At 72.5% G+C, this 22,345-nt stretch carries 16 protein-coding genes; 6 read left to right on the forward strand and 10 right to left on the reverse strand.

Annotation, left to right across the window (positions count from 1 at the left end; translation table 11 throughout):
* Positions 1–2,307: a SpoIIE family protein phosphatase gene (locus tag ACZ4AA_RS21060; protein ID WP_467604182.1), complete on the reverse strand. Its 2,307-nt coding sequence runs from the start codon at positions 2,305–2,307 to the stop codon at positions 1–3.
* A 154-nt stretch (positions 2,308–2,461) separates the two neighbouring features.
* On the opposite strand from ACZ4AA_RS21060, the gene aspS reads away from it, so the two are divergent.
* Both aspS and ACZ4AA_RS21070 read left to right on the forward strand, forming a co-directional pair.
* Positions 2,462–4,225 carry an aspartate--tRNA ligase gene (gene aspS, locus ACZ4AA_RS21065; RefSeq protein WP_467604184.1) on the forward strand — a complete coding sequence of 588 codons (1,764 nt, stop codon included), beginning with the start codon at positions 2,462–2,464 and terminating at the stop codon, positions 4,223–4,225.
* Between the two features lie 139 nt (positions 4,226–4,364).
* Positions 4,365–5,303, forward strand: a complete 939-nt coding sequence (locus tag ACZ4AA_RS21070; protein ID WP_467604189.1) for an intradiol ring-cleavage dioxygenase — start codon at positions 4,365–4,367, stop codon at positions 5,301–5,303.
* A 19-nt stretch (positions 5,304–5,322) separates the two neighbouring features.
* Here ACZ4AA_RS21070 and ACZ4AA_RS21075 read toward each other — a convergent pair whose 3' ends face one another.
* The 6 genes from ACZ4AA_RS21075 to ACZ4AA_RS21100 form a co-directional block, all read right to left on the reverse strand.
* On the reverse strand, positions 5,323–5,799 hold the full coding sequence (locus ACZ4AA_RS21075; protein WP_467604385.1) for a hypothetical protein: 477 nt from the start codon (positions 5,797–5,799) through the stop codon (positions 5,323–5,325).
* A 202-nt stretch (positions 5,800–6,001) separates the two neighbouring features.
* Complete coding sequence (locus ACZ4AA_RS21080) at positions 6,002–9,091, reverse strand: FG-GAP repeat domain-containing protein (protein WP_467604192.1); 3,090 nt, start codon at positions 9,089–9,091, stop codon at positions 6,002–6,004.
* Positions 9,092–9,199: 108 nt separating this feature from the next.
* Entirely contained in the window at positions 9,200–10,924 is a 1,725-nt protein-coding gene (gene metG / locus ACZ4AA_RS21085; protein ID WP_467604194.1) for a methionine--tRNA ligase, read from the reverse strand.
* 163 nt (positions 10,925–11,087) lie between these two features.
* Positions 11,088–12,848 (reverse strand): VWA domain-containing protein, encoded by a 1,761-nt coding sequence (locus ACZ4AA_RS21090; RefSeq protein ID WP_467604197.1) that lies wholly within the window; start codon positions 12,846–12,848, stop codon positions 11,088–11,090.
* Between the two features lie 243 nt (positions 12,849–13,091).
* The gene (locus ACZ4AA_RS21095; RefSeq protein WP_467604200.1) at positions 13,092–15,026 is read right to left on the reverse strand and encodes an FUSC family protein; all 1,935 of its coding nucleotides are present in this window, start codon (positions 15,024–15,026) and stop codon (positions 13,092–13,094) included.
* 93 nt (positions 15,027–15,119) lie between these two features.
* Positions 15,120–16,019: a hypothetical protein gene (locus ACZ4AA_RS21100; protein ID WP_467604203.1), complete on the reverse strand. Its 900-nt coding sequence runs from the start codon at positions 16,017–16,019 to the stop codon at positions 15,120–15,122.
* Between the two features lie 188 nt (positions 16,020–16,207).
* Here ACZ4AA_RS21100 and ACZ4AA_RS21105 point away from each other — a divergent pair, with 188 nt between their 5' ends.
* Entirely contained in the window at positions 16,208–16,759 is a 552-nt protein-coding gene (locus ACZ4AA_RS21105) for an SH3 domain-containing protein (RefSeq protein ID WP_467604206.1), read from the forward strand.
* A gap of 176 nt (positions 16,760–16,935) precedes the next feature.
* Here the strand turns inward: ACZ4AA_RS21105 and ACZ4AA_RS21110 are convergent, their stop codons facing one another.
* A complete protein-coding gene (locus ACZ4AA_RS21110) occupies positions 16,936–17,370 on the reverse strand; it encodes a hypothetical protein (protein WP_467604210.1) in 435 nt (144 codons plus the stop codon).
* Positions 17,371–17,608: 238 nt separating this feature from the next.
* Here ACZ4AA_RS21110 and ACZ4AA_RS21115 point away from each other — a divergent pair, with 238 nt between their 5' ends.
* The 3 genes from ACZ4AA_RS21115 to ACZ4AA_RS21125 all read left to right on the forward strand — a co-directional run bounded on the left by ACZ4AA_RS21115 (position 17,609) and on the right by ACZ4AA_RS21125 (position 20,813).
* Positions 17,609–18,247, forward strand: coding sequence for an NAD(P)-dependent oxidoreductase (locus ACZ4AA_RS21115; RefSeq protein WP_467604213.1), 639 nt, complete (start codon positions 17,609–17,611; stop codon positions 18,245–18,247).
* Positions 18,248–18,275: 28 nt separating this feature from the next.
* Positions 18,276–19,469 carry a PP2C family protein-serine/threonine phosphatase gene (locus tag ACZ4AA_RS21120; protein ID WP_467604217.1) on the forward strand — a complete coding sequence of 398 codons (1,194 nt, stop codon included), beginning with the start codon at positions 18,276–18,278 and terminating at the stop codon, positions 19,467–19,469.
* A 123-nt stretch (positions 19,470–19,592) separates the two neighbouring features.
* Entirely contained in the window at positions 19,593–20,813 is a 1,221-nt protein-coding gene (locus tag ACZ4AA_RS21125) for a hypothetical protein (RefSeq protein ID WP_467604219.1), read from the forward strand.
* 11 nt (positions 20,814–20,824) lie between these two features.
* Here the strand turns inward: ACZ4AA_RS21125 and ACZ4AA_RS21130 are convergent, their stop codons facing one another.
* Both ACZ4AA_RS21130 and ACZ4AA_RS21135 read right to left on the reverse strand, forming a co-directional pair.
* A complete protein-coding gene (locus tag ACZ4AA_RS21130; protein ID WP_467604222.1) occupies positions 20,825–22,072 on the reverse strand; it encodes an amidohydrolase in 1,248 nt (415 codons plus the stop codon).
* A gap of 102 nt (positions 22,073–22,174) precedes the next feature.
* Positions 22,175–22,327 (reverse strand): hypothetical protein, encoded by a 153-nt coding sequence (locus ACZ4AA_RS21135; protein WP_467604228.1) that lies wholly within the window; start codon positions 22,325–22,327, stop codon positions 22,175–22,177.
* Positions 22,328–22,345 lie beyond the last annotated feature (18 nt).

Raw genomic sequence — 22,345 nt, forward strand, 5'->3', positions numbered from 1 at the left:
TCAGCGTGCCCCCGGATCCCCCGTGCGATCCGCGTCCCCCGTGCGGCCCGCGTCCCCCGGTTCGCCGAGGTTCGGGACCGGCGTCCCGGTGTACGCCTCCCACGCGCCGAGCAGCGCGGTGTCGTCACCGGTCCCGGCCTCGCCGCAACCGGTGTCCGGCGCCTCGGAGAACTCGAACCAGATGCTCTTGCCCTGGCCGCGGGGGTCCACCCCCCAGGCGTCCGCGAGCATCTCGACGAGCAGGAGTCCGCGTCCGGACGAGGCCAGCTCCCCCGGGTGGCGCCGGTGCGGCAGGTCGTCGCTGGCGTCGGTCACCTCGACCCGCATCCGCCGTTTGCCGGGGTCGCCCGCCACCTCGGCGACGAGCAGCGCGTTCGCGTCGGTGTGCACGAGGACGTTGGTGACCATCTCGGAGACGAGCAGGACCGCGGAGTCGAGCTGGTCGGCCGAGGTCCAGTCGTGCAGGAGCTCCCGCACCTGCTGACGGGCGTCCGCGATCCGCTCGGGCTCGGCTTGCGCCACGGTCAGCATCGTGCGGCGGGCCGGCGGCCGTACGGGCGGGGCCGTGTCGTCTCCTGCGCCTTCCAGGGGCAGCCGGGACAGCAGCAGCACGGCGATGTCGTCCTCGCGCCGGTCGGCCAGCGGACCGGTGGTGTGATGGGAGGAGGGCCCGTGCACGGCCTGGACGAGGGCGTCGGCGAGCGTCTCCATGTCGCCGTCGTGGGATTCGAGGATCCGGCGGATACGGCGCCAGCCGGTGTCGAGGTCGTGCCCGCCGGTCTCGATGAGCCCGTCGGTACAGATCAGCATGGTCTCGCCCGGTTCCAGGACGAGCCGGGTCGTGGGGTAGTCGGCGTCCGGGTCGATGCCGAGCGGCAGCCCTCCCGCCGTGGGCCGCATCAGTACGGTTCCGTCCATCATCCGGATCGCAGGGTCGGGATGCCCCGCGCGGGCGATGTCCAGCGTTCCGGTCGCCGGTTCGACCTCCACGTACAGACAGGTCGCGAAGCGCACATCGGCGGGGTCCGCCGGCTCCTCGCTCGCGTCGGCGCCGCCGCTCGACCCGTACGTCACCGAGTCGGTGACCCCGTAGAGGAAGCGCGCCGCCCGTGACAGCACGGCGTCGGGGCGATGGCCCTCGGACGCGTAGGCGCGCAGCGCTATCCGGAGCTGGCCCATCAGACCCGCCGCACGGACGTCATGACCCTGCACATCGCCGATGACCAGGGCGTAGCGGCCGGCCGGCAGCGGGATCACGTCGTACCAGTCGCCGCCGACCTGGAGGCCGCCGCCGGTCGGGACATAGCGCGCGGCGACGCTCATGCCCGGCATCCGCGGGCCGAGCGTCGGCATCATCGAGCGCTGGAGGCCGTCGGTCAGCTCCCGGGCGGTCTCGGCGGCCCCGGCGCGGGAGAGTGCCTGGGCGAGCATGCGGGCCACGGTCGTGAGGACCGAGCGCTCGTCGGGCGTGAAGGTGACGGGATAGGTGAACGCCGCCATCCAGGTGCCCATGGTGCTGCCGGCGACGGTGAGCGGCAGGAAGGCCCAGGACTGCCGTCCGAAGTGCTGCGCGAGCGGCCAGGACGCCGGATAGCGGTCCTTGTAGTCGTCGGGGGAGGAGAGATAGACCGCCCGGCCCGTGCGGACGACCTCCGCGGCCGGATAGTCCGTGGCCAGCGACATCTGGGAGAAGGGGTCCTCGTCGCCCGGCTGGTGTCCGTGGTGGCCGATGATCGTCAGGCGGTCGCCCTCCGCGCCGAAGACGGCCAGTCCGTCCGGAGAGAAGCCGGGCATCGACAGCCCCGCCGCCACCCGCAGCACCTCCGCCGTGGACCGCGCCTCGGCCAGCGCCCGTCCCGCGTCCAGCAGGAACGCCTCCCGCGAGCGGCGCCAGTCCCCGGTGACAGGGGTGCGCGCGGCGGCGTCCGGCGGCTGCTCGCTGACCTCCTGAAGGGTGCCGATCAGCTCGTACTCCCCGGTCTCGGGGTCGACGAGCGGCTTGGAGCGGCTGCGGACCGTGCGGAGCACCCGGCCGTGCTCGTCCATGATCCGCATGCGGGCCTCGGCGAGGGTGCCCTCGGCGACCGCGAGGTGCACCACCCCGTCCATCTCGTTCCAGTCGACGGGGTGGACATGGGAGCGGGCGCCCGCCTCGGTGAGTGTCGTCAGCTCGGCGGGCATACCGATCAGGCGGGCGGCCTCCGCGTCGAAGGTGACCTCTCCCGAGGCGTTGTCCCAGCGCCACACGCCGGTGGCGAGAGTGGCCAGGACGTCCCCCATGGCGGGCAGGGGCTCACCGGTGCGCATGCGCCCACTGTAGGAACAGGTGATCGGTGCCTGCCACCGATGCCCGTCACCGCGCGGAGCGCCCAATGAGGGGGAGGTGACCTGGCCTGCCCGGTACCCTGGGGGTGTTTCACGTGAAACAGGCCCCCAATCCGCGAAGACTGGATGAACCTCGATGCATCGGTACAGGTCCCACACCTGCGGCGAGCTCCGCGCCTCTGACGTCGGCAGTGACGTCCGGCTGAGCGGCTGGCTGCACAATCGCCGAGACCTGGGCGGCATCCTCTTCATCGATCTGCGCGACCACTACGGCATCACGCAGCTCGTCGCCCGCCCCGGCACCCCCGCCTACGAGGCCCTGGACAAGGTCTCGAAGGAGTCGACCGTCCGCGTCGACGGCAAGGTCGTCTCGCGTGGCACGGAGAACGTGAACCCGGACCTGCCCACCGGTGAGGTCGAGGTCGAGGTGAGCGAGGTCGAACTGCTCGGCGCCGCCGCCCCGCTGCCCTTCACGATCAACGCCGAGGACGGTGTCAACGAGGAGCGCCGTCTGGAGTACCGCTTCCTCGACCTGCGCCGCGAGCGCATGCACCGCAACATCCTGCTGCGTACGGCCGTGATCTCCGCGATCCGTCACAAGATGACGGCGCTGGGCTTCAACGAGATGGCCACCCCGATCCTCAGCGCCACCTCCCCCGAGGGCGCGCGCGACTTCGTGGTCCCCTCCCGGCTGAACCCCGGCAGGTTCTACGCGCTGCCGCAGGCGCCGCAGCAGTTCAAGCAGCTGCTGATGATCTCCGGCTTCGACCGCTACTTCCAGATCGCGCCCTGCTTCCGCGACGAGGACGCCCGCGCGGACCGCTCGCCGGGCGAGTTCTACCAGCTCGACGTGGAGATGTCCTTCGTCGAGCAGGAGGACGTGTTCCAGCCGATCGAGAAGCTCATGACGGAGCTGTTCGAGGAGTTCGGCGGTGACCGTCACGTCACCTCCCCCTTCCCGCGCATCCCGTTCCGCGAGTCGATGCTGAAGTACGGCTCCGACAAGCCGGACCTGCGGGCCCAGCTGGAGCTCGTCGACATCACCGACATCTTCGAGGGCTCCGAGTTCAAGGCCTTCGCCGGCAAGCACGTGCGCGCGCTGCCGGTGCCGGACGTGGCCGGCCAGTCGCGGAAGTTCTTCGACGGCCTCGGCGACTACGCGGTCGAGCAGGGCGCGAAGGGCCTGGCCTGGGTGCGCGTGGGCGAGGACGGTTCGCTGACCGGCCCGATCGCCAAGTTCCTCACCGAGGACAACGTCGCCGAGCTGACCAAGCGTCTCTCCCTGGCCGCCGGACACGCGGTGTTCTTCGGCGCGGGCGAGTTCGACGAGGTCTCGAAGATCATGGGCGCGGTGCGGGTCGAGGCCGCGAAGCGCTCGGGCAACTTCGAGGAGAACGTCTTCCGCTTCTGCTGGATCGTCGACTTCCCGATGTACGAGAAGGACGAGGAGACCGGGAAGCTCGACTTCTCGCACAACCCGTTCTCGATGCCGCAGGGCGGTCTTCAGGCCCTGGAGACCCAGGACCCGCTGGACATCCTCGGCTGGCAGTACGACATCGTCTGCAACGGCGTCGAGCTGTCCTCCGGCGCGATCCGCAACCACGAGCCCGAGATCATGCTCAAGGCCTTCGAGATCGCCGGCTACGACCGCGAGACGGTCGAGGAGCAGTTCGCCGGCATGCTGCGCGCCTTCCGCTTCGGCGCCCCGCCGCACGGCGGGATCGCCCCGGGTGTCGACCGCATCGTCATGCTGCTCGCCGATGAGCCGAACATCCGCGAGACCATCGCGTTCCCGCTCAACGGCAACGCGCAGGACCTGATGATGGGCGCGCCCACGGAGCTGGACGAGACCCGGCTGCGCGAGCTGCACCTCTCGGTCCGCAAGCCACAGCCGAAGTAGGCAGGCTCCGCGGCACCGGAAGGCGCCGCACACCGAAGTGGCCCGGAACCAGCGATGGTTCCGGGCCATTCTCGTGCGGTCCGTGAAACCACAGCCCGCACCCATGCTGCTGACAGGTCGGCTCCCTACCGTCCCGCGCATGACTGAGACCCAAGGACTCGCGCACCAAGGGAACATGACCAGGCGCAAGGTCGTCGTCGCGGGCGGAGTGGCCGTGGCGGCCGTGGGCGTGGGCGGCGCCGCCGCCGTGAACGCGTTCGCGGACGAGGCCACGACCGGCACCACGACGGCCGCGTCCGGTGCGGAGAGCTGTTACGCGCTGACCTCGGAGACCACCGAGGGCCCCTACTACATCGACGCGGACAAGATCCGCCGGGACATCACCGAGGACCAGCCGGGCATCCCGCTGACCCTCGCGCTCAAGGTGATCGACGCCGAGACGTGCAGACCGGTCAGGAACGCGGCGGTGGACATCTGGCACTGCTCGGCGCTGGGCGTGTACTCCGGCTACGAGGCGATGAGCAACGGCGGTGGCGGCGGCGGCCCGTCGGGCGGGCCCACGGACGTCCCGTCCGGCACCCCGACGGGTGAACCCCCGTCAGGTCCGCCCCCGGGAGGCGGTGGCGGGCACACCGAGCCCACCGACGACAAGCGGTATCTGCGCGGCACCTGGAGGACCGACCGGCACGGCCGGGTCACCTTCAGGACGCTCTTCCCCGGCTGGTACCGGGGCCGTTGCGTCCACATCCATGTGAAGGTCCATGTGGACGGCACCTGGACCGACGCGGGCTACGAGGGCGGGCACGCCTGTCACACCGGCCAGCTCTTCTTCTCGGAGGCGTCCGTCCTGGCCTCGGCGGAGGTCGCCCCGTACTCCACCAGCACGACCCCCCGCACGACCCTGGACAAGGACACGATCTACCCGGGCAACGGGCACGAAGGCGGCCTTCTGTACCTCGCGTACGACAGGAGGCACATCGCCCGGGGCGTCCACGCCCGGCTGACGATGGCCGTCGCGCCGGACGAGACCCACGACAGCACCGACACCGGTCCGGGCCCGTCGGCCACGCCGTCCTGACCTCTGGGCCCGCCGGCGGTCAGGTGTCGTACGTGCCGTCCCACGGCTCGGAGAAACCGAGGCGGTCGGGGTAGAGCTCGGCCCAGGCCTCGCCCTCGTCCACACCGGCCAGCAGGCCGAACAGCACACCGTCGACGGTGATCCGGAACGGCCGGATCGCTATGTCCGTGTACGAGCGCCGGGGCAGGCTGCGCAGCAGCTTCGCCAGGTGGACGCGGGCACGGGAGAGCACCGAGAACTCCCCGGCCGCGGCTCGCTGCTGTTCGGCCCAGGTGCCGGCGCACCAGACCTCCGAGTCGCGGTAGCGGCCCTCGGAGTCGAAGGTGTGGAGAACCGTGTACAGACGTTTGTGTTCTTCCCAGCCGTCGTCGGGACGGAACCCTTCGGGGAAGGCGTACGTGATCGACGCCAGGAACTGACCGTCCGCGTACCGGCCGATGGTCTCGGTGCGGTGCTTCGGTTCGTAGGCGATCGGAATGACCTCGGGGACTGCCACCATGGCGGAAACCATACGGGTGACCGGGGGTTTAGTGGAGCCGGGGTCCATTACGGATCGGCGGCATCGGACAGAGAGTGGCTTTCCCGGCTCTTTGCCGGGTCTTAACCGCCCTCTCACCTGGTTCTCGGCGATGAAAAGGGGGGCGCGGACGGATCGTCCGTGCCCCCTTCTCATGCTCCGATTCCCCGGCCGGGAGGCCTCAGGAGAGCGACCGGTATCCGCTCCAGCCGGTGGCTATCTTCGTGCGGGAGCCGAACGATCCCTTGCCGTCCCCGTTGTTGCGGTAGAGGGCCCCGCTCGTGTCCCGGGAGACCAGGTCGGCCCGGCCGTCGTCGGTGATGTCACCGACGCCGACGACGGCGTTGTAGGAGCCGCCCCAGTCGGCGAACACCTTCACCCGGGCGGCGAAGGTTCCGTTCCCCTTGCCGTCGTAGCGGTAGAGGGTGTTGGACGTGTCCTGGACGAGCAGGTCGCCGATGCCGTCGCCGCCGAGGTCACCGGCCCCGAGGATCTTCTTGTAGCCCTTCCAGGCGTCGTAGAGCTTCACGCGGGCCGACAGTGTGCCCGTGCTCGTCCCCTTGAAGAGGTAGACGGTCCCGGTGGACGCGACGCGCGCGATCAGGTCGGGCCGGCCGTCGCCGCTCACGTCGCCGGGCGAGGTCAGGACGTCGTACTGCGTCCAGCCGCTGCTCGCGAGCGTGGTGTACGACGTCTTCGGGGTGAGGGCCGCGCCGCAGCGCGGCTTGTAGAGGCGCAGGGCCCCGCTGCCCAGCCGGACGAGGACGTCGTTGCAGCGGTCGCCGTTCAGGTCGCCGAACGGTACGGCCTTGATGCTGGTGGCCCAGCCGGAGCCGCTGATCTTCTCGCCGAACTTCCCGGTGCCGGTGCCCGACTGGAAGGTCAGGCCGCCGGACGAGTTCAGGGTGAGGAGGTCGCCGCGGCCGTCGGGTCCGTCCGGGCTGGAGAAGTCGTGCCGTACGGGCGCGCCGCTCAGGAGGAAGCCCTTGCCGGTCGCCACGGTGACCGCCGAGGCGGTGCCGATGCCGGTGGCCTTGAGGGTCCAGGTGAACTCTCCGTTGGGGAAGCGGGCGTTGTCGACCGTCGTGCCGGACCAGTCCGTCCCCACCGAGACGGTGGAAGCGCCCCCGGTGAACGTACGGGTGGCCTTGCCCTTCGCGCCGCTCTGGACGGAGGCGAAGGTGACCGACCAGGAAGTGACGGGGCGGGAGAGCAGCCAGGAGCCCTGGAACGGCATCGTGGGGTCGGCGTAGTCCGTCGCCTCGGTCGTGAAGGCCGTCACGGCCGACGGGGCGACGCCGGTCCTGGCGATGTGCGTCCGCTCGTACAGGTCGGTCCAGGCCACCATGCCCGTGTACTCGTCGACGGTCCACTTGAAGCGGCGGTCCATGGCGAGGCCCGTGTCGGCGACGTCGGTGGCGAGCACGCGGCCGGTGCCGGTCGCCGCGTCCGTCAGCACCAGGGTGCCGGCGGCGCGGTCGTGGCGGACGGTGAAGCCGTCCCCGAGCAGTACGTCGCCGCCGCTCACCGCGCGGGAGGAGGCGGCCTTGGTGTCGTACACGCCGGCCGAGCCGTCGCCGCACGTCCAGTACACCCAGCGGCCCGCTGCCTGGAGCTCTTCGGGCACGCAGGACATGCCCGGAACCGTCACCGTCGCGAGGGTCTTGTCCTCGGTCAGGCTGTACGAGGTGAGCTTGCCCGTGGTGGAGGCGCTCCACAGGGTGGAGCCGTTGAGGGCGGCGGCGCGCACGGAGCGCTTCAGCTTCTGGCCCTGGCCGAACTCGCCGATGTACTGCTGCGGGGAGGTGCCCCCGGAGTCGTAGACCGCGTAGTTGTCCGAGACGTCGACGATGTGGCCGCCCGTGGTGCCGAACTCGAGGGTCCAGTCCGATGAGCCGTCGTCGATGGCGACCAGCCGGTCCTTGCCGCTCAGGCCGGTGCCGGTGGTGCCGAGGAAGGCGTCCCGCGCGCCGTCGGCGAGACTGCCCCAGAGCATCGAGCAGGCCGTGCCCGGGTACGGGCAGCGGGTGAGCACCCTGTCCCCGGCCTCCGGCGCGGAGGCGGTGAACTGCCCGCCGGCCACGGCGAGCGTGCGCAGCGAGGTGGTGTCCATGATGTTGCTGGGGTCGTCCTCGGCCACGCGCAGGGCGCCCCGGCTGAGCGCGAGACCGGTCTTGGCGTTCTCCGTCGCCGGGACCTGGGCCAGCTGCTCCAGGCCGGGCGTGCCGTCCGCGGCCTCGGTGAGGCGCCGCACCCACCAGTCGCTCGCCCCGGTGCCGCCGGTGACGAGCGCGCCGCCGCCGGTCGCGCGGAGGACGTACGCCCCCGCCTTCGCCGCCAGGGTCTGCGAGGAGCCGTCCTTCAGGGAGTCGGCCCGCAGTTCGCTGGTGCCGGTGCCGGTGTGCAGCGGGAGCAGCAGCCGGTCGCCGGAGAGCACCGGGGCGCCGTCGAGCTGGGCACCGGGCGGGGGCAGGTCGATCACCTGCTCCTCGGCTTCGGGGTCCGTGCGGGGCTTGACGTGCAGGATGCCGCCGGCCGCGTCGTACCAGCCGATCCGGTCGTCGTCGAGGACGTCGTACTGCTGCGAGTACGGGCTGGAGAAGGCCGGGGTGGCGGTGGCCGTCGCCAGGTCGAGGTAGTACACGGAGCCGCCGACCTTGAACAGCACGCCGTGCGCGTCGGCGGCCGTGACCGAACCCGAGGTGATCCGCATCCAGTCGGGGGTGATGGCGCGGGAGCGCCAGGTGCCGTCGACGAGGTCGTGCACCGCGTACTCGGTCAGGACGGTCCGTCCGGCGAGCCCCCGGTACGCCTCGTCCGAGGTGAACGACGTCGTCTTCCGGGTCGCCGGGTCCCACAGGGCCACGGAGCCGGCCGACGGCAGCGCGACCAGGTCGGCGTCGCTGCCGTACCAGGCGATGGGGCAGTTCGAGGAGCCGAGGCTCGCGCAGGCGACCGTGGGCGTGTACACACCGTCGGCGGTCCTGACGACCGTGCTGGTGCCGTCGGCGTAGTCCGTCCACAGCAGTCCGGTGATCCCGGTCTGCCGGTGCAGGAAGCCGCTCGCGCCGGCCACCAGCGGGCGGTCGGCGCGCGGTTGTGTGCCCGCGGGGTCGGTCAGGGTGATCTCGGAGGTGGACCCGGCCGGTGCGGCCGGGTCCGCCGAGGCGCCGTTCTGCGGCAGAACGGCGAGGGTGGCGGCCGTCACGGCGACCGCTATGGAGGAGACGGCCGCGGCAAGGCCGCGCCGTCTCGGGGCGTGTCTGCCCACGTGCGATGTCCCTCCCCACGAGGGCGTTCGCCCTCGCCAAGTGAGCGGACTTTACCAGCCCTTTTACTTCCCTTGACGGGTGGGTGGGCCGGTGCGCACGGGGCTCCTTCAGCCCTGCTCGCCGCCGAAGCGCTCCTTGTACGACTCCAGGTCCTCGTCCGTGATCTTGGCGAACAGGACCGGGGGAACGGTGAAGGGGGTTCCGGCGGGGAGGAAGGCCAGGGCGCGGGCCTCGTCCGCGGTCACCCAGGCCGCCGTGTCGTCCGCGAGGGCGAAGGCCGAGCGCATCGCGCGGGCGGACGCCGGGATCAAGGGCTCCGACACCACCGAGTAGAGGTGGATCAGGTTCATCGCCGTGCGGAGCGTGAGCGCCGCGCCCTCGGGGCTGGTCTTGATCTCCAGCCAGGGGGCCTTCTCCTCCAGGTAGGAGTTGCCCGCGGACCACAGGGCGCGCAGCGCGGCGGCCGCCTTGCGGAACTGGAGGGCCTCCATCTGGGCCTCGTACTCCGCGAGCAGGCCCGCGATCTCCGTGCCCAGCTTCGCCTCGGCCTCGCCGGCCTCCGCACCCGCCGGGACCTCCTCGCCGAAGCGCTTCTTGGAGAAGGACAGGACGCGGTTGACGAAGTTGCCGAGGGTGTCGGCCAGGTCCTTGTTCACCGTGGTGGTGAAGTGCTCCCAGGTGAACGAGGAGTCGTCCGACTCGGGGGCGTTGGCGATGAGGAAGTAGCGCCAGTAGTCGGCGGGCAGGATGGCCAGCGCCTGGTCCGTGAAGACACCGCGCTTCTGGGACGTGGAGAACTTCCCGCCGTAGTACGTCAGCCAGTTGAAGGCCTTGACGTAGTCGACCTTCTTCCACGGCTCGCGCACGCCCAGCTCGGTGGCCGGGAACATCACGGTGTGGAAGGGCACGTTGTCCTTCGCCATGAACTGCGTGTAGCGGACCGGGTTCTCGCCGGAGTCCGCGTCGTACCACCAGGACTTCCAGTCGCGGTTCTCGGTGTCCTGGTCGGACCACTCCCTCGTCGCGCCGATGTACTCGATCGGGGCGTCGAACCAGACGTAGAAGACCTTGCCCTCGGCCGCGAGCTCCGGCCAGGTGTCGGCCGGGACCGGGACGCCCCAGTCCAGGTCACGGGTGATCGCGCGGTCGTGGAGGCCCTCGGTCAGCCACTTGCGGGCGATGGAGGAGGCGAGCTGCGGCCACTCGGACTCGTGCCGGGCCACCCACTCCTCGACCTCGTGCTGGAGCTTGGACTGGAGGAGGAACAGGTGCTTCGTCTCGCGGACCTCCAGGTCCGTCGAGCCGGAGATCGCCGAACGCGGGTCGATCAGGTCCGTGGGGTCGAGCACGCGCGTGCAGTTCTCGCACTGGTCGCCGCGGGCTTTGTCGTACCCGCAGTGCGGGCAGGTGCCCTCGACGTAACGGTCGGGGAGGAACCGGCCGTCCGCCGGCGAGTACACCTGACGGATCGCGCGCTCCTCGATGAAGCCGTTCTCGTTCAGGCGGCGCGCGAAGTGCTGGGTGATGTCGCGGTTCTCCGGGCTTGAGCTGCGGCCGAAGTAGTCGAAGGCCAGCTCGAAGCCGTCGTACACGGCCTTCTGCGCGTCGTGCGCCTGCGCGCAGAACTCGTCGACCGGCAGGCCGCGCTCCTTGGCCGCCAGCTCGGCGGGGGTGCCGTGCTCGTCCGTCGCGCAGATGTACAGGACGTCGTGGCCGCGCTGGCGGAGGTAGCGGGAGTACACGTCCGCCGGGAGCATGGACCCCACCATGTTGCCCAGGTGCTTGATCCCGTTGATGTACGGAAGGGCGCTGGTGATGAGGTGTCGAGCCATCGCGGGCTGCTCCCAGGTCGCTGCGTGGGGCGACGATCGCGTCCGGTTTCCGGTGGGCCGGTCGTCGCCGGTGAACCTTGAAATCGTAGCCGACATGGGTGGGCCGCCCGCTTCCCGTTTTAAGGCGTGGGAAGGGGGCGGCCGGGGTGCTGCTGAGGAGGGGTTACGGGCGCCAGTTCTCCAGCACGCCGTCGTAGACCTCGACGTCCGTCAGCTCGCGCGGGGCCGGGCCCGCGTGGAAGAAGGCCGTGTTCCCGGTCTTCAGCTTGCGCAGGTAGTCGAAGGCCTTGTTGTCGTGCTCGCCGAAGGCGACGAACGAGAAGAAGACGCCCGGGTTGTTCTTCGCCGCGTCTGTGAGGGACTGGGTGGCGGGGGTCTTCGCGTCCGGGGCGCCGTCCACCTGGAAGATCACCAGGGCGGGGTCGGCGGAGCCGGAGCGCTGGTGGTGGGTGACGACCTCCTCGACGGCCGCGTGGTAGCTCGTACGGCCCATGCGGCCGAGGCCGGCGTGCAGGTCGTCGACCTTGTTGTCGTGCTCGGCGAGGGTGAGGGCGCCGGTGCCGTCCAGCTCGGTGGAGAAGAAGACGACGTGGACGGTCGCCTCCGGGTCCAGGTGGGCGGCGAGGGCGAGGGCCTGCTCGCCGAGGGCCTGGGCGGAGCCGTCCTTGTAGTAGGCGCGCATGGACGACGAGCGGTCGAGAACGAGGTAGACCTTGGCGCGGGTGCCGGTGAGGTTCCGCTTCTCGAGCGCGGAACCGGCTTCCTGGTACGCCGTCACCAGGGCCGGGGCCTCGGACTTGACGTGGGTCAGGGGGACGGCGGGGGTGCCCGCCTCGGCTTCGCCTTCGGCGGGACTGTTCCCACCCGCACCACCCGTGCTGCTTTCGTCATCGGCTGCGGGGGTCGCCAGTGGGGCGTCGCCACCGTCGGCGACCGCGGGCACATCCACGAGAGCGGCCTCGGCAACGGGCTCCGCCTCGGCGGCAGCCTCCGGCTCGGTGACGGGTTCGGCTTCCACCTCGGCCGGGACCTCGGCGACGGGCTCGGCCGGGACCTCCGCGACGGGCTCGGCCGGAACCTCGGCCTCGGCAACGGGCTCCGCCTCGGCGACGGGTTCGGGCTCGGTTTCCGCCTCGGCGACGGACTCCGGCTCGGCCACGGGCTCGACCTCGGCAACCGGCTCCGCCTCGGCGACGGCTGCGGCGACCGGCTCGGACTCCGCCTCGGCGGCGGGCTCGATGACCGGCTCAACCTCGGCGACGACCTCCGCCTCGGCAACCGGCTCCGCCTCGGCGGCTTCGGGCTCGGCTTCGGCAGCAGGCGCGGCTTCGACGACCGTCTCGGCCTCGGGCTCGGCGACGGCCTCGGTCTCGGTGACCGGCTCCGCCTCGGTGACGGCGACCGGATCCGCCTCGGTGACGGGCTCGGCGACCGTCTCGGCCGCGGCCTCCGCCTCTGTGACCGGCTCGGCCTCAGCAGCAGGCGCGGCCTCGGTCTCGGTGACGGCTTCGGCGACCGGCTCGGCGTCGGTGGCCGACTCGACCTCGGGCTCGGTGACGGCGACCGGCTCCGCCTCGGCGGCAGGCTCGGCCTCGGTAACCGGCTCCGCCTCAGCGGCAGGCTCCGGCTCGGGGGCCGGCTTCGGTGGGGGCTGGGATTCGCTGGTGGGATTCGCCGGAGGCGCTTGCTTGGGTACCGTCACGTTGTCGAAGGCCGCCGAGACCAGCTCGTCGACCACGGAGGGTTCCGATGCCGGAGCCGGAATCCTCGGCTCGGCCTCGGGAGAATCGGGAGAAAGTGTCGGCTCCTCGGCGGGAGCCGGGACCGCCGCGGTCGACGTGGCCTCTCGCGAGGTCTCCGCGTCAGCGTCACGACCCTTGCGTGAGCGGCCGAACGCATTCCGCAGGAGAGTGAGAATGCCCATGTGCGCAACCCTTCGCGTGAGTTGATCCCGTCAATCCCTGGCCAGGACGGACACGTAAGGTTAGCGGCCACAGATGGTGATCTTCGGCAGGGGCGGCGCTCCGGACGACCGTCGCGTCAACCCCCTTACAGCGCCCACGGGTTCACTTTCCTACCATGGTGATTTGTCGGAATTCCGAATTCCGTCCGTCCCGCGCACGGAGCCGGGACGATGGCCGAATAGTCGGTGCCGACGCCGTCCCTGTCAATGCGGTGAGGCGATCGCCCTGGCTGCCGCGACCTCCTGCCGCACCGGTTCGAGCACGCTGCCCGCGGGCCCGGTGAGCTCGGTCGGGACGGCGAACAGCACGTCCGTCCCGCGCAGCCCCTCGGACAACTCCCTCAGCTGGCGGGCGATCGTGGTGATCTCGGCCGCGGACGGCTCGTCCGCGCCCTGCCGGACCCGGACCCGGGCGGCGGTCGTCGCGTCCACGATCCGCTCGACGGCCACGACGAGCGGCATCCAGGCCGCGGCGCGGCGCCCGTTCGGCGGCGGCTCGGTCAGCGCGCGCTGGAACTCCGTACGGATGGAGGAGAGGTCGCGGTACAGCCGGCGTCTGCTGCGGGCGCGGGCCGGCGGATCGGCGGCGTCCCCGAAGGCCAGCTCGACATAGCCGGCGGTGTCGGCGACCGCCCGCGCGAGCCGGTCGCCGACCCGGGCGTGCCAGCTCTCCGGCCACAGGAGGTACCCGGCCACCAGGGCGATGGCGCAGCCGATCAGGGAGTCGACGAGCCGGGGGACGATGAGCCCGGTGCCCAGGTGGTTGAGGATGTCGGACAGCAGCAGGATCACCGGGGTGATCGCGGCGGTCTGATAGCCGTAGCCGCGCGGGGTCAGAGCCGGGATGAGCGCGCCGAGCACCATCAGCGCGGGCACGTCCCACCAGCCGCGCGGCACCACCGTGAACACGGCCGCCGCGACGACGAGGCCCGCGACCGTGCCGAGCGCGCGCAGCAGGGCCCGCGAGAAGACGGAACCGTAGTCGGGCTTCATGACGAAGGTGATGGTGAGCGCGACCCAGTACGAGCGTGGCACCTCGACGGTCGAGACGAGCACCTGGCCGAGGCCGATGCACAGGGCGAGCCGGGTGCCGTAGCGCCAGGAGGCTCCCGACAGCAGGACGTTGCGGGTGGTGCGGACGGCGCGGACGCGCAGCGCGGCGGGCCGGCCGAGCCGGTCGTCGAGGGCGCGCGGGTCGGGGGACCGGTCGGCCACGACACGGGCGGCGTGCCGCAGGGCGTGGTCGACGGCGCGCGCGGTCTCGTCGGCCGGGGCGGGCAGCCGCAGTTCGGCGGGGCCGGGCCGGCCGGCCTCGACGGCGTCGGCGAGCAGGTGCATGGAGGCGGGGATCGCGGCGGGCAGGGGCGTGCCCCGCTGGTGGGCGACGGGGGCGGCCTCGACGATGGGGGTGAGGGCGTTCAGCTGGGCGAGCAGCCGGACGAGGTCGGGGCTGCGGCCGTGGTGGAAGGCGCGCCGGGCGAGGACGAGGTCGTACGAGTCGTTGAGGGACCGGGTGACGGCGAGGCGGAGGCGCTCGTACGCGTCGGTGCCGCCGGCGGCGAGGAGGTCCGCGACGCTGCGGTAGGTGCCCGCGACGGCGGATCGCTCCGGCACCCCCGAGCGCAGCGGCCAGGCGAGCAGGGTCAGCGCGAGGACGAGGAGTCCGCCGCCGGACATCAGCAGCGGGGCGAGCCACCAGGCGCCGGGGAGCGGAAGTCCGGCGCCGATCACGCAGTTGAGGAGCAGCAGCAGTCCGGTGACGGAGGCGACCGCGCCGATCGACGAGATCATCCCGGAGACCAGGGCGACCAGGGTCACCGTCGCGACGGCGGTCCAGCCGTGTCCGTAGACCGCGGCGCCGATGGTGACGCCGATCGCGCCGGAGAGCTGCGGGACGGCGATGTTGAAGATCCGCATGCGGTACGCGTCCGCGGTGTCGCCGATGACCCCGGACAGCGCGCCCATGGAGGCGAGGGCGCCGTACGCGGGCTGTCCGCAGGCGAGGCCGACGGCGAGGGGGAGCGCGAGGGCGATGCCGGCGCGGGCCGCGGCGGCCCGGTTGACGGGGAACTGCTCCGGCCGGAGGTTCCTGACCAGCCAGTCGGGAGGGGTGAGGCCGATGGGGAACTCGCGGGACATGTCCCAAGTATGGCGGTTTCCCGGGGACTCCCTCCGGGCCGGTCCGGCCGGCGGGGCCCTGGGCGCGGCTGAGCGTCCGTGTCCGGTGTGAGGTCAGGCACCCACCCGGGTCGACGGTTCCGCGGGTGTCGGCCGGGGCGCCTCGGCCGGCCGCCGTCTGCGGACGTACGCACCGGCCAGCGCGGAGGTCAGAGCCACCGTCAGACCCAGCGCGAGCAGCAGCCAGCTGACGAACCGCAAGGTCTCGGTGAGGGCGTCGTAGACCGCGCCCGCGGCCGTGCGGGACACGTCGGGCGGCAGGTCGGCGAGGGTGAGCCTGCGGCCGACGGTGATCGCGACACCGAGCAGCGCGGCGCCCAGCGCGGTGCCGAGGCCCGTCGCGAGGACCGCCCGGCGACGGCGTACGGCGATGACGATGCCGGTCGCCGCGAAGACGACCGACGCCGACGGGAGCCAGAATCCGGCGACTTCGAGCACGTGGAACCCCTTCCGGAGCCGGGCCAGGTCCTCCGCCTCGAGCACGGTGATCTCGGCGTGCTCGACCGGGATCCGGTCGGCCAGCGGCATGTGGTCGTCGGCGAGCCGGCGTTTGACCCGCTCGGTGAGGGGCGCGAGATCGACGGTCACCGCGCCCTCGCGGTCCTCGCGCAGCGCCCGCATCACGGCGTCGTGCGCGGCCAGGTTGGCGGCCTCCCACGCCGTGCGGTACGCCTCGGTCTCGGTGAACGAGCGCACGGCGTCCCGCACGAAGTGGTTCACCGGCCCCTGGAGCCGGGGCCGGACGTGGACCTCGCGCAGGATGTCGTCGGTGACGCCGGCCGCGATCGCGTCGCGGACGTCGTCGTCGGCGGCGAGCGGCGCCATGGTGGCCTCGTACCGTTCGGAGTCGCCGAGGCCGTAGGTCGCCCACGCCGACAGCGCGCCGAGCGGCGCGAGGAGGCAGGCGAGCGCGATCAGCACGGCCGACAGGGTGCTCCGGACACGAGGGGACACGTCTTCAGGCAAGGTCTCCCCGGCCCCGTGCGCGACCCGGCCGACTGCAAATGGGCGCATATGACAAGCCGTACGGGGAAGCCGCCGCGTCCGGCCCGCGCATCCCAGCGGCCCCAAGGGTTCTGGGCGTTCGGGTGGAGGCCTCACTCGTTCGGGTGTTTCCTGGATCTGGGGAGAAGGAGGCCGATATGCGCACCACCCCAGCCCTGCGGACTTTCGCCGGGGCCCTGCTCAGCGGCGGTGTACTGACCGCCCTGGCCGCCGGACCCGCCCTGGCCGCGACCGGGTCGGCGCCCACCGGCGACGGCTCCGGCAGCCCCGTCTGGGGCACCGTCATCTCCCGCGGGGAGATGAACGTGCGGCTTCAGCCCAGCACCGACTCACCCGTCGTCGGCGCGCTCTCACCGGGCAGTCAGGACCGCGTGCAGTGCGCGGTGAACGGGCAGAGCGTGCTCGGCACCACCGTCTGGTACTGGCTCGTCGGCGCCCACGCCTGGGCCAGCTCCGCCTTCGTGGACACCGGCGGCCGCTCGGTGCCGAGCTGCTCGGACCCGTGCCCCGACCAGAAGGACGGGACGTGGCACAACGCGCACTGGGACAACGAACGCAGCCCGCGCAACGACCCCGGCTGGAGCATGACCGCCTCCGGCTCCTGGAGCTTCACCGTGACCAGCGCGTGGAGCTGGACGGTGTCCGGCTCCTCCTCGAACTCCTGGGACTGGGTCCCAGGTGGCAGGTGAGTAGGTGAGTGAGGGAATGCATGAGGCCCCGGCGATCCGCCGGGGCCTCATGTGCTGTGCGCGCCTTGCGCTGTTTGCGGTGTGTCGTGTCGCCGATGCCATGTGCGCCGGTGCCATATGTGTCTGTGCCGTGCGCGCCGTTCCGCCGTCCTGCGGCGGAACGGCGCGGTACGACGTCAGCTCGCCTTTCCCGCCGCGTCCTCGTGCGTGTAGTAGCGGTAGAAGGCGACCGCGTACACGCCCACCGCCACCGGCAGCGACATGAACACGGACCGCAGAATGGTCGCGTCGGTCTGGCTGTACAGGAAACCGAACGCGCAGCCCGCGAACACGGCCCAGACCAGCGCGTGCATCTCGCGCCGCATCAGCGGCGCGAGAGTCCGGACGGCCATGTAGGCCCCCGCGAACGCGATGGCGCACACGAAGCCGAACAGCACGTTCCAGCCCGTGATGGCGCCCGCGTCGCGGTTGATGGCGGCGGCCCAGTAGCCGTAGACGAGCCCGCCGGCGACGGGGACGCCCCATTGGGCGATCGTGTGGGTCTGTTCCCCGAAGACGTCGGTCGATCCTGATGTACGTGGTGTCCCTGACACGGGTGCGGCTTGAGCCATGGAAGGACTCCTTTCTGCTCGCCCCCGCCTTCCAGGTCACACCTCGCCGCAGCCCCTGGCAAGTCGGGACGAAACCTTCGCGCGACCCCCGCGGCGCCCGGGCCACGGGCTCCTCGCCGCACCCGCGAGATGCCCTCCACGGCATCCCTCCCCTCGTCCCTCCCCTCGCCCCTCGCGCCACCCCTCCCGGCGTTCCGTCGGGATGCGGTGATCATGGTCGCGTGCTTCGCTGAGGTGCATGAAGCTCGTACTCTTCGGTGCCACCGGCATGGTCGGCAGCCGTATCGCCACGGAGGCGTCGGCGCGTGGACACCAGGTCGTCGCGGTCAGCCGCTCCGGGCAGTCCCCGGTCCCCGGCGTCGCCGCCACGGCGGCCGACGCCTCGGACCCGGCGAAGGTCGCCGAGCTGGTGGCCGGCGCGGACGCGGTGGGGTCGGCGTGCGTCCCGCCCCGCGACGGCTCGGACCCCCGCGACCCCTTCCTCGCCCTCAACCACTCCCTGGTCGAGGGCGTCCGCTCGGCCGGGGTGAACCGGCTGGTGATCGTCGGCGGCGCCGGCACCCTGGAGGTCGCGCCCGGCGAGGCCGCGTGCGACCAGCCGGACTTCCCCGAGGCCTACCTCCCCGAGGCGCTCGCCCACCGGGACGCTCTCGCCTATCTGCGCAGCGACGTCGACGACCTCGACTGGACCTACATCTCCCCGGCGGCCGAGATCGGCCCCGGCGAACGCACCGGCGAGTTCCGGATCGGCGGCGACCGCATGCTCACCGACGCGGGCGGCCAGAGCCGGATCAGCGCCGAGGACTACGCGATGGCCTTCGTCGACCAGCTGGAGATGCCCGTCCACCCGCACGGCCGGATGTCCGTCGCCTACTGAGAGCACGAGACGGAGGCGGTAGGGCGAGGTGGCCGACCCGAGGTCCGCACGCGACCGGCTTCAGGAAGCCCTTCGGCCGCGCGCCGGGCTGCCGGGGGCCCTCCAGCGGTCGAAACCGCTGAAGGTGCGCGGACGCAGCGTCGCCTGGCTGCCCCCGATGCTGCTGCTCATCGGCATCGTGCTGCTCGACGTCAACACCTCGGGCCGGTTCCGGATCATCTCCTGGCTCGTGCTCGTCCCGGTCATCGCCGCGGCGATCTGCGGAGTGCTGGGCACGGTGGCCTTCGCCGCGCTGGCGCTGCTCACCTATGGCTCAGTGGACACGCAGTGGCCGCACCAGTACCAGAACGGCCTGCCCGATTTCGTCCTCGTCGTGGTCGGCAGCGCGCTGGCGGCCCTCGCCTGCTCCGTCCGGCTGCGGGCCGAGCGGCGCATGCTGCACATGCGGGACATCGCCGAGACGACCCGGCGGACCGTGTTGCGCCCGATGCCCCCCGGCTGGGGCGGCCTCGACCACGCGGCCGTCTACCTCGCCGCCGACAGCGAGGCCCGGGTCGGCGGCGACTTCTACGACATCCAGCCCGGCCGGCACGGTACCCGGCTGCTGCTCGGTGACGTCCAGGGCAAGGGACTCGCGGCGGTCGAGGCGGCGGCCGCCCTGCTCGGCACCTTCCGCGAGGCGGGGTACCACGAGCCGGAACTCGGCACGGTCGCCGCCCGGTTGGAAGTCAGGATGTGGCGGCACAACCGCTACCGGGGAGCGCTCGGCCGCGACGACGGCGACCGTTTCGCGACCGGCGTCCTGGTCGCGTTCCCCGAGGCCACGCCGATGACGGTCGAGGTCGTCAACTTCGGGCACGAACCGCCGCTCGTCGTCGCCTCCGACGGAGTGCGGAGCCTGGATCCGGGGCACGGACTTCCGCTCGGCATGGCCGAGTTGGTGTCCGCACCGCCGCCCGTCCTCGTCGTCGCGCTGGCTCCGGGCGAGACGCTGCTCCTGGTCACGGACGGGGTGACCGAGGCCCGCGACGCGGCCGGGGAGTTCTTCCCGCTCCGCGACACCGTCACGAGGGCGCTGACGCGGGACCCGCGCACCGCCGAGCCGCACCGGCTCGTGCGCTTCGTGCGCGACGGCACCCTGGAGCACTGCGGCGGCAAACTCGCCGACGACACCACGATCTTCGCCGTACGGCGCCCGGCGGGTGGCGCCCGGCGGACGTAGCCGGGGTGGCGGACGCGGACCTCGGGGTCACGGGCCGGGCGGGGCGTTCGCCTCTTCGCGTCCCCTCTTTGCATGCGCAGCCGTTACGGTGCTGAGGTGTCCGATCGATGGGGGAGGCAACCTGTGCCCGGAACCGTGCTGCTGCTCGCGGCCTCACCGGTGGGCAGGGGGTGCCTGGTGGACGCGGCCTCCGTGCTCCCCGTGCTCGCGGCCGTCGCCCCGCCGGTGCTGTCGGGCACCGACACGGCGAACGTCGTCGAACTGGCCGACCCACTGGAGCCGCAGGCCGTCCTGACCCGGCTGCGCGCGGCGGCCGCGGCCCCCGGGCCGCTGACCATGTTCGTGACGGGCCAGCTCCAACTGGACCGCCGCCAGCGGCTTCCGCACCTCGCGCTGGCCCGCACCACGCCGGCGACGGTCCGTTACACCGCCTTCCCCTGGCGCTGGTTCGCCGACGAACTCCGGTTGCGGTCACCGGGTTCGACGACCGTCTTCCTCGACCTGCACGCGGACCCGGACACGTGGGAGTTCCTCGCCGGGCGGCCCCTCACGGCGGGCCCCTCGACCGAGCTGTACGGCCGCGTCGCCCCGCCGCCGTCCCGTCGTACGGTGGGCCGGCCGGCGTACATGCGGGCGGTCGCCACCCTGCTCCGCAGCGGGCACCGGCCTCCCCTCGCCGAGCTCCACGAGCTGGCTCTGGCGCGGGTGTCGGGCGAGGAGAGCACCCGGCCGGGAGCGGCGGATCTCGTGCTCGCGCCCGGCAGGTCCTGGGCCGGACGACCCTGGCCACCGGCACCGGAGTTCACGACCGTCACGGCTCCGCCGACGACCCCACCGCCTCCGCCGGCCCCGCCCGCCGTGGTGCCCGCGCCGCCGGGGACGGTCCCCGGCCGGACGGACCGGCCCGGCGGTCCACCGGCCCCCGATCCGCACGGGGAGATCACCGCGGCCGTCCGCGACGGGCGTCACGACGAGGCCCTCGCGCTGGCGGCGCGGTGGGAGCGGGAGGCGCTGCGGACGTACGGGCACGGGTCCGAGCAGGTGCTGCACTGGATGGAGGTACGGGCCGACCTGGCGATGATGGCCGGGGACGCCGAGCGCAGCTGCCGGGGCTGGCTGGCCCTCGCGGCGACCCGGCTGGACGCCGGCCAGGCGCCCGGCACGCCGGAGGTGGAGTCGGCCGTGGACCGCGCGCACCACCAGTGGGGCCGTGTCGGAGACCCGGCGCGGGCCCGCGAACTAGGGGCGGAACTGGCCCGGTTGAGACAGCGGGTGCCCGGACGCCGGGAGGGCGCGCTGGACCATGTCCAGCGGCAGCTGCGGCAGTTGCAGACCCCCGTCTGATCCGGGAGGGCTCAGCCCCCGGCCGCCAGCGATGCCAGCGCCCCCGACACCAGGGTCCGTACGCCCGGCGCGACCGTGGACAGGTCCGGGGCGAAGTGCGGGCTGTGGTTGGCGGGAACGGCGGCGAGCCTGGTCATGAGGTCGTCGCCGCCCGGGGCCGCGTTCCAGACGTCGGCCGGGGTGCTGGTCACGAACCAGTAGGAGTACGGGATCCGGCCGGCCGCGAGCCGGGGGAAGTCCTCGCTGCCCATGGCCGGACCGGGGTCGAGGACCGTGCCGGCGCCGAAGACCTCGCCGTGCACGGCGGCGATCCGGCGGTCGGTGTCGGCGTCGTTGACGGTCATCGGGAAGTCGTTGCCGACGGTCACCGTGGGCTCGGCCGGACAGCCGGCCGCCGCGCACTCACCGGCGGCGACGCGCCGCACGGCGGCGATCATCCGCTCCCGCACGTCAGGCGACTGTGTCCGCAGGTTCAGGGCGATGCGGGCCTCGGAGGGGATGATGTTGTGCCGGGTGCCGGCCTCGATCCGCCCCACCGTCAGCACGGCGGAGTCCCGGGCCGCGACCTCCCGGCTGACGACCGTCTGGAGCCGCGTCACGATGTACGCGGCGGTGACCACCGGGTCGACGGCCGCCTCGGGCCGCGAACCGTGCCCGCCCCGCCCGTGCACGACGATGTCGATGTCGGTCGAGGCGGACATGATCAGGCCGGGGGAGTGCGCGTACAGCCCGGCGGGACCCGGCGCCACATGCTGGGCGAGCAGGACGTCGGCCCGCGGGAAGCGTTCGTGCAGGCCGTCGGCGACCATGCGGGCCGCGCCCTCGCCGGTCTCCTCGGCGGGCTGCCCGACCAGCACCAGCGTGCCGGACCAGGTGTCCCGTCCGGCGGCGAGCGCCTCCGCGGCGCCGGTGAGCCAGGTGACGTGCAGATCGTGGCCGCAGGCGTGCATGACCCCCTCGGTCGCCGAGGCGTACGGCAGTCCGGTCTCCTCGGTGACGGGCAGCGCGTCCATGTCGGCGCGCAGCAGGACGGTGGGTCCTTCGCCGTTCCGCAGGACGCCGACGACGCCCGTCCCGCCCACGCCCTCGGTCGTGTCGTACCCGGCCTTGCGCAGCCGCTCCGCGAGGGCCGCGGCCGTACGGTGTTCGCGCAGCGACAGTTCGGGATGCCGGTGCAGGTCCCGGTAGAAGTCCTCCAGTGCGGGGACCGGGAGGTCGGCGGTGAGGTCCAGCGCGGTGCGTGCGGCGGCAGAGGTCACGGGGTCACTGTAGGCGCCGTGATTCCCGCCTGCGAGGGGTTCGCCGCGGTCGTGGAACGGCTGAGGAGTCCGTCACCGGCCCGCGCGGCGTCCCCGGTGTCCCTAGGGTGCGGTCGTGTACGCGGAGGGCGGGGTCCCGGGGGCCTGTTCGGCGGCTCTGGCCGGGCCGACGTTCGCCGCGGTGACCAGAGCGGCGACCGCGATGAGGGCGGCGAGCAACCCCCTGGAGTAGCGCGCGGAAATACGTCGGAGCACGGTGACCTCGCAACAACA

This window comes from Streptomyces sp. NPDC024698, from assembly GCF_055559015.1.

What these genes read in the sequence shown, in the direction of transcription:
- ACZ4AA_RS21090 (WP_467604197.1), bottom strand. Translation starts at nt 12,848, where the DNA reads ATGGGCATTCTCACTCTCCTGCGGAATGCGTTCGGCCGCTCACGCAAG.
- ACZ4AA_RS21060 (WP_467604182.1), bottom strand. Translation starts at nt 2,307, where the DNA reads ATGCGCACCGGTGAGCCCCTGCCCGCCATGGGGGACGTCCTGGCCACT.
- ACZ4AA_RS21070 (WP_467604189.1), top strand. Translation starts at nt 4,365, where the DNA reads ATGACTGAGACCCAAGGACTCGCGCACCAAGGGAACATGACCAGGCGC.
- ACZ4AA_RS21095 (WP_467604200.1), bottom strand. Translation starts at nt 15,026, where the DNA reads ATGTCCCGCGAGTTCCCCATCGGCCTCACCCCTCCCGACTGGCTGGTC.
- aspS (WP_467604184.1), top strand. Translation starts at nt 2,462, where the DNA reads ATGCATCGGTACAGGTCCCACACCTGCGGCGAGCTCCGCGCCTCTGAC.
- metG (WP_467604194.1), bottom strand. Translation starts at nt 10,924, where the DNA reads ATGGCTCGACACCTCATCACCAGCGCCCTTCCGTACATCAACGGGATC.
- ACZ4AA_RS21110 (WP_467604210.1), bottom strand. Translation starts at nt 17,370, where the DNA reads ATGGCTCAAGCCGCACCCGTGTCAGGGACACCACGTACATCAGGATCG.
- ACZ4AA_RS21105 (WP_467604206.1), top strand. Translation starts at nt 16,208, where the DNA reads ATGCGCACCACCCCAGCCCTGCGGACTTTCGCCGGGGCCCTGCTCAGC.
- ACZ4AA_RS21115 (WP_467604213.1), top strand. Translation starts at nt 17,609, where the DNA reads ATGAAGCTCGTACTCTTCGGTGCCACCGGCATGGTCGGCAGCCGTATC.